This window comes from Streptomyces sp. HPF1205 (genome assembly GCF_020400825.1).
Taxonomy (GTDB): domain Bacteria; phylum Actinomycetota; class Actinomycetes; order Streptomycetales; family Streptomycetaceae; genus Actinacidiphila.
In genome coordinates, this window is sequence record NZ_JAINVH010000002.1 from 416,378 (window position 1) to 422,720 (window position 6,343).

Below are 6,343 nucleotides of genomic sequence, written 5' to 3' on the forward strand. Positions count from 1 at the left end.
TCGCCGGCCGCCACGCCGGCCCGCGCAATCGGAGGAACTTCCGTGACGACCTCACCCCAGCAGAGACGGAGGGCCCTCCGGTAGTCCGGGCCGGGCGGCTGAAGCGGTTCATGGACAGGTGGGGCCGGTTGCGCCTAAGTTGGGGGCGGAAATGTCGCGCCCCCTCGGGAGGCGCCGGTACGGGGACGGGAGAGCCGAGGGTGCACAAGGAGTACGGGCGGTGACGGCGCCGGCCGGACGGCGGACCGGACGCAGGATCACCATCCGTGACGTCGCCAGGAAGGCGGGGGTCTCCTCTGCCGCGGTGTCGCTGGCGCTGAACAACCGCCCGGGCGTCTCGGAGTCCACCCGTACCCGCATCATGGGCGTGGCCAAGCAGTTGGGCTGGACGCCGAACACGGCCGCGGTGTCGCTCTCGGCGGCGCGCGTGCACACGGTCGGCCTGGTACTGGCCCGTCCCGCCCCCATGCTGGGGCGCGAACCGTTCTACATGGACTTCATCGCCGGCGTGGAGGCGGTGCTGCACGAGCGCGGCTACTCCCTGCTGCTGCGGCTGGTGGACAGCGTGCAGGAGGAGACCGAGGTCCACCGCGAGTGGTGGCAGGGCCGGCGGGTCGACGGCAGCCTGCTGGTGGACCTGCAGACCGCGGACCCGCGGATCGAGGAGCTGTCCCGGGCCGGACTGCCCGCCGTGGTCGTGGGCCACCCGTCGCTGGCCGGGCCGTTCCCCGCCGTTTGGACCGACGACGCCGTCGCCATGACCGAGGCCACCCGCTACCTCGCGGCACTCGGCCACCGCTCGATCGCCCGCGTCGGCGGTCCGTCCGCGCTGGGCCACTGCGCCATCCGTACCGAGGCGTTCCTCTCGGCCGCCGCCGAACTCGGCATCGAGGACGCCAAAGTGGTCACCACCGATTTCTCCGGCGACGGCGGCTCGCGCGCGACCCGCTCCCTGCTGCTGTCGGCGAACCGGCCGACGGCCATCATCTACGACAACGACATCATGGCCGTGGCGGGGCTGGGCGTGGCCACCGAGATGCGGGTCCGCGTCCCCCAGGACCTCTCGTTGCTGGCCTGGGACGACTCGCAGTTGTGCGCACTTGTGCGGCCCCGGCTGTCGGCGATGAGCCACGACGTCTTCGGCTTCGGCGCCCAGTGCGCGCGGCTGCTGTTCGAGGTGCTCGGCAAGCGCGAGGCCGTCTCGGAACCGGCCCCCGGGCCGGTCCTGGTGCCGCGGGAGTCCACGGCGCCGCCCACTGCCTGACCGGCGGGGCGTACGGGGGTGGTGCGGGGGCGCGCCGGAGGGTGCCGGGCGCGCGGGTCACGTGGGGCGCGGGCCCCGTACCGTGCAGGAGAGGCCCCAGGAGGAGGGCTCTCGTCCCGTCGTACGGCAGCCGCGAGCGCGCTAGACCGTTTCAGGCGTTTCGGCCGTTCCAGCCGTTCCGGCCGTTTGGGCCAGGGCGGCGGCACCGATCAGGCCGGCGTCCGTGCCCAGCGCGGCGGCCTTGATCTGGATGCGGGCGAAGGGGAGGGCGGCGTACTCGTCCAAGTGCTGCTTGACGGCGGGCAGCAGGAGGTCGGAGGCGTGCATCACGCCGCCGCCGAGGACCGCCACCTCCAGTTCCAGCAGGGTCGAGCAGCCCGCGATGCCGGCCGCGAGGGCGCGCGCTGCCCGGTCGAAGGCGGCCAGCGCCGCCGTGTCGCCCTCACGCGCGGCGGCGGCGACCGACGCCGTGCCGGATTCGGCTCCGGGGGCCGGGCGCCAGCCGAGCGCGAGGGCGTGCCGGGTGATCGCGCCGCCGGAGGCCAGGCGTTCCAGGCAGCCGCGCGAGCCGCACGGGCAGGGCTCGCCTGCCAGGTCGACGCTGACGTGCCCGAGGTGGCCCGCGTTCCCGGTGGGTCCGGGTCTCACCCGGCCGTCCAGGACCAGTCCCGCCCCGACCCCGGTGGACACCACCATGCACAGCGCGTCGGCGTGGCCGCGGGCCGCCCCGTAGCGGTGCTCCGCGGCGGTCATGGCCACCGCGTCCCCGGCGAAGACCGTGCGCAGCCCGGCCAGTTCGGGCAGTCCGGGCACTTCGCCCAGGTTCCGCAGCAGCGGGTGGTCCCGCCAGGCCGGGATGTTGACCGGGCTCGCCGTACCCCGGGCCCGGTCCACCGGCCCGGCGCTGCACACGCCGAGCGCGGTCACCCGGCGCCAGCCGGGATGTCCGGCCAGTTCGCGCAGGCACGCGGTCACGGCGGCCTGCACCTCGGCGGCGTGCGGGGTGGCGGGCGTGGGCCGCCGGGCGCGGGCGACGACTTCGCCGCCGGCCGTCACCAGAGCGGCGGCGATCTTGGTGCCGCCGATGTCGAGGGCGGCGGTCAGCGGCGCACCACCGGAGGCGCCGCCGGGACCGCCCGTGGGGGATGTCCCGGATTGGTCCGTCGTCGCTGGTCGCTCGGGCATGGGGTCACCTTTCGTTGCATCCATGGGTCCTCGGGTCCTCGGGGTGGGCGCTGGGGGATGTTCGGTACGAGGGTGTCGGGCGAGTGGGGGTTGGACCGGTTAGCCGTGGCGCGCCCGGTTCGGCGCGAGCGGATGACGCCGGGCGCGACTGGGAACGTTGACCGGTCGGCGGCCCCGCGCGGGATCGGCCGCGCGCAGCTCCGAGGGGCAGCATAACTAGACCGGTTTATGAACAGCAGGGGTACGGCGGACCGGATTTGCGCGCGGAGGCCGCCGGCCGGCCGGACGCCTGGGGGAGCACCACGGAGCACCCCGGGCCCGGCCCCCGTCACACCCGCGGGCGCGGCCAGGACGCGCGCGAACCGCGTGAAAACGGCGGGGAGCACCATCACCTGGCCGCGGACAGCGGACCCCGACCTTCGGACCCCGGCCCCCGGACCCCGGACCCCGGACGGCAGCAGCCGCCAGGGAGACGGGGGCCGGTCCGCGGTTCCGGGACAGGGGGCGCGGGCGGGGAAGGGGGCGGTCTACGGTTCCGTGATCGGCCGCGGGCTCCGGTAGCGGTCGGGCTCGACCGCGACGGACAGGCCGTTGAGGACGAGCCGCGTGCCGCCCTTGAGGTGCGCCACGTCCTGGGCGCCGTCGCCGGTCACCACGAGGTACGCGTAACTCTCGGTCCAGCTGAGCGCGGACCCGGGGGCCTGGTCGGCGAGTTCGACGGTGACCAGGGATATCCAGCGGCGGACGTCGTTCACCCGGGCCTCGTAGGACAGGACGATCCGCTCGTCGGCCACGATGTCGAGGAACCGCGAGCGGTACTCCAGGCGCTCCTCGACGTCCCCGGAGACGAACACGTTGCGGGCCGTCTCGCCGCCGCCCACCCGGAAGTCGAGTTCGTGCTCGGCGGTGGCGCCCCGGCCCGGCAGGCGGAACCACCGCGCGCGCAGGGACGGTTCGGCGAAGGCCCGGAAGACCGCCGCGCGCGGCACCGAGAAGCCGAGTGTCACGCGGAACGACCCGTGCAGAACCGCCCCGGACGCCGCGTCCGCGGGGGGACTGCCCGGTTCCGCCTCGGCGGCGGGAGGTGCGTCCATCCCGTCACGCTAACACGCGACGAGGCACCGGATCCGGGCCGCGGGACGCACGGGCCGGCGCCGATCGCGCGGCGCCCCCGTACCGGGGCAGGCACCCCGGCGGGCAGAGGCGCCGCGCGACCAAAGGGCGCGGCCGGTCAGGGCCGGTGGTGCTGCCGGTCAGCTCACCGTCCACTTGAAGGCGGCCTGCCCGCCGTTCTCGTCCTCGGCGTAACCCAGGACCTCGCCCTGGTCGGTGAGCCAGGCCGCGGTGGTCGTGACGTAGTGGTCGCTCGGCGGGTCCAGGGCGATCAGTTCGCCGCTCCGCCACAAGAACGCCCGCCTGGCGCCGTCCGCGGTCTCCGAGGTGCCGGCCACCTCCCCCAGGTTGTTCACGGCAGCGGCACCGGCGTCCGTACCGCCCAGGGTGCCCAGGTCGATGGAACGGCCCTGGTGCCACAGGAACGAGCGGGTGGCGGTGCCGTCCTGGTACGTGCCCGTCACGTGCCCGAGGTCGCTCAGGGGACGGTTCACGCCGCCGGTGAGGGTCCAGCCGATCCAGGCGTCGCCGCCGGACGGGTTGGTCACCGTGGTCACGGCGCCCCGGTCGTACAGGTACACGGGATGCACCGGGTCGCCGCCCAGGCCGTAGTGCCCGAGCACCACCTGGCCGAAGGCGTTGGAGTCCGCGTACAGCAGCGAGTGGTCACCGGTCAGGGCGCACAGGTCCGCCACGACCGCGCCGTCGCGCCACAGGTACGCGCCGCCCGACGGATTCCCCTCGCTCGGCCCCCAGCGCAGCAGGACCGTACCGCGGTCGTCAAGGTCCGTGGCGCGGCCCGTGGGCGTGTTCGGCGGGGCCTCGATGGGCACCGCCTGGCCGCCCTCGTAGATATACGGGCTGGCCAGCGCGCCTTCCTGGCCATAGCTGTCCCAGCCGGCGCCCACGATCTGGCCGCGGTTGTTGACCGCGGACGCCACCGCCTCCCGCCGGCCGAAGTCCACCTCACGCGGCTCGGCGTCGAACCGGTCCCAGACCAGGGCGCGTTCACGGTTGTCGGCGGCGGATACGTAACTCCCGGCCAACTGCCCACCGTCACCGAGGAACGTCACCCAGCCGTGCGGGGAGTATGTACTGATGCCCGGTGGCATCTTCGGCACGACCGGGCCGCCGGGAGTCCAGATCATCGGGACGTCGTCGGTGTCGCCGACCGAGCCGAGGCCGAGGATCAGGCCGTGCCGGTTCGCCGACGTGATCCGGTCCAGCTCGACCGAACCGTCCGGCGTGGCCAGCCGGGTGGCCCGGATCCGGTGGCGGCCCGCGGCCCGCGCGCCGGCCACCGGGCCCACGGCCAGGCCGGCCGCCGTCGACAGGGCCCCGGCGACCAGGCCGCGTCTGGTGAGACGTCCTCCCGTGCTGCCCGGCCGGTGGCCGGTTGCCTCATCGCGCATGATGGATCCCCCTCGTGTCATGTGGTGAGCGTCGGACGGTCGTTTCCCCGGGGGACCTCTGTGTACGGGGGTTGCGGTGGTTCCGTCAACGGCGGGGAAAGATTTGACCAAAACCCTCCACTGTGACGCGAGGGCCGGCGGCGGCGCGGATGGACCCGGCCGGACGCGGATGGACACCGACGGACTTCGACGGACACCGACGGACACCGACCGGCCCTCTCGGTCGAAACTTTCGATGATGCGATGTTGACGTTTCGATTACGGAGGTCCACACTTGCCTCCGTTTCATGCATCGACATCGCTCGGGCAGTCAACCCCCTTTGGCTGCCGAGTCCCCTCGCGAATGGTCCCCCCACCGTGTCCGGCCGGGCACGAATTGTTCGGCACAGCCCGGCGGACCGCCAGGAGATGAGGTTGAAGTGACCCCGGAGTTCCCCCACGCTCCCGCGCCACCGCCACGCCGAACCCCCGCGGGGTACCGGCGGCGTGTGCGGCTCGCGTTCGTGACCGCCACGGAGAGCGCCGCGGCTACGGCCGGCCTCTGAGCGCTCGGACCGCGTCCCCGACCGGCCACGTCCCGGACCATCACCGGACCACGTCCCGGACCATTCCCGGACCACGTCCTGGACGGACAGCGCCCTGCATCGACCCCGTCATCCGAACCGTCACCGCGCCCTTCGGCGGCGCGGTGGGCCGCAACACCGTGCCACCGCGAATGTGAGCGCTATCAATCGCGCTCGTCGTCCCGTTCCCCGCGACTCAGGGAGTGTGTTCCGTGAAACGCAAGTTCAGGCATTATCGGCTCTTGCTGACCGGCCTGGTGTCGACGGCCATGGCCGCCGTGGGCATATCGGTTGTGGCCACGTCGGCCCAGGCCGCGACCGGCTGCAAGGTCGACTACACCATCACCAGTCAGTGGTCGGGCGGCTTCGGCGCCAATGTGAACGTTACCAATCTGGGTGATCCGGTCAGCAGTTGGCAGGTCGGCTGGACCTTCGCCTCCGGACAGACCGTCACCCAGCTGTGGAACGGCTCCTACACGCAGTCCGGCTCCCAGGTCACCGTGACCAACGCCTCGTACAACGGCAGTCTGGCCACCGGCGCCTCCACCGCCTTCGGCTTCAACGGCGCCTTCACCAGCAGCAACCCGGTGCCGAGCTCCTTCACGTTCAACGGCACCGTCTGCACGGGCAGCACCACCACGTCCGGCGGGACCACCACGGGCGGCACGACCACCGGCGGCACCACCACGGGCGGCACGACCACCTCGGGCGGCACCACGACCGGCGGCACGACCACCGGCGGGACCACGACCGGCGGGACCACGACCGGTGGCACCACCACGTCGGGCGGGACGACGAGCGGCAGC

General features: G+C 73.5%; 5 protein-coding genes. 2 read left to right on the plus strand and 3 right to left on the minus strand.

Features of this window, described 5'->3' with window-relative positions; translation table 11 throughout:
* The first annotated feature begins 220 nt into the window (after window positions 1–220).
* Window positions 221–1,264: a LacI family DNA-binding transcriptional regulator gene (locus K7G61_RS04080; protein WP_225845166.1), complete on the plus strand. Its 1,044-nt coding sequence runs from the start codon at window positions 221–223 to the stop codon at window positions 1,262–1,264.
* Window positions 1,265–1,405: 141 nt separating this feature from the next.
* Here the strand turns inward: K7G61_RS04080 and K7G61_RS04085 are convergent, their stop codons facing one another.
* The 3 genes from K7G61_RS04085 to K7G61_RS04095 all read right to left on the minus strand — a co-directional run bounded on the left by K7G61_RS04085 (window position 1,406) and on the right by K7G61_RS04095 (window position 4,974).
* Window positions 1,406–2,449 carry an ROK family protein gene (locus tag K7G61_RS04085; protein WP_225845167.1) on the minus strand — a complete coding sequence of 348 codons (1,044 nt, stop codon included), beginning with the start codon at window positions 2,447–2,449 and terminating at the stop codon, window positions 1,406–1,408.
* A 527-nt stretch (window positions 2,450–2,976) separates the two neighbouring features.
* A complete protein-coding gene (locus K7G61_RS04090; protein WP_225845168.1) occupies window positions 2,977–3,543 on the minus strand; it encodes an SRPBCC domain-containing protein in 567 nt (188 codons plus the stop codon).
* Window positions 3,544–3,702: 159 nt separating this feature from the next.
* Complete coding sequence (locus K7G61_RS04095) at window positions 3,703–4,974, minus strand: hypothetical protein (protein WP_225845169.1); 1,272 nt, start codon at window positions 4,972–4,974, stop codon at window positions 3,703–3,705.
* A gap of 775 nt (window positions 4,975–5,749) precedes the next feature.
* On the opposite strand from K7G61_RS04095, the gene K7G61_RS04100 reads away from it, so the two are divergent.
* Window positions 5,750–6,343 (plus strand): cellulose-binding domain-containing protein (locus K7G61_RS04100; RefSeq protein ID WP_225845170.1); only part of this gene is annotated, 594 nt, incomplete at its 3' end.

What these genes read in the sequence shown, in the direction of transcription:
- K7G61_RS04085 (WP_225845167.1), bottom strand. Translation starts at nt 2,449, where the DNA reads ATGCCCGAGCGACCAGCGACGACGGACCAATCCGGGACATCCCCCACG.
- K7G61_RS04090 (WP_225845168.1), bottom strand. Translation starts at nt 3,543, where the DNA reads ATGGACGCACCTCCCGCCGCCGAGGCGGAACCGGGCAGTCCCCCCGCG.
- K7G61_RS04095 (WP_225845169.1), bottom strand. Translation starts at nt 4,974, where the DNA reads ATGCGCGATGAGGCAACCGGCCACCGGCCGGGCAGCACGGGAGGACGT.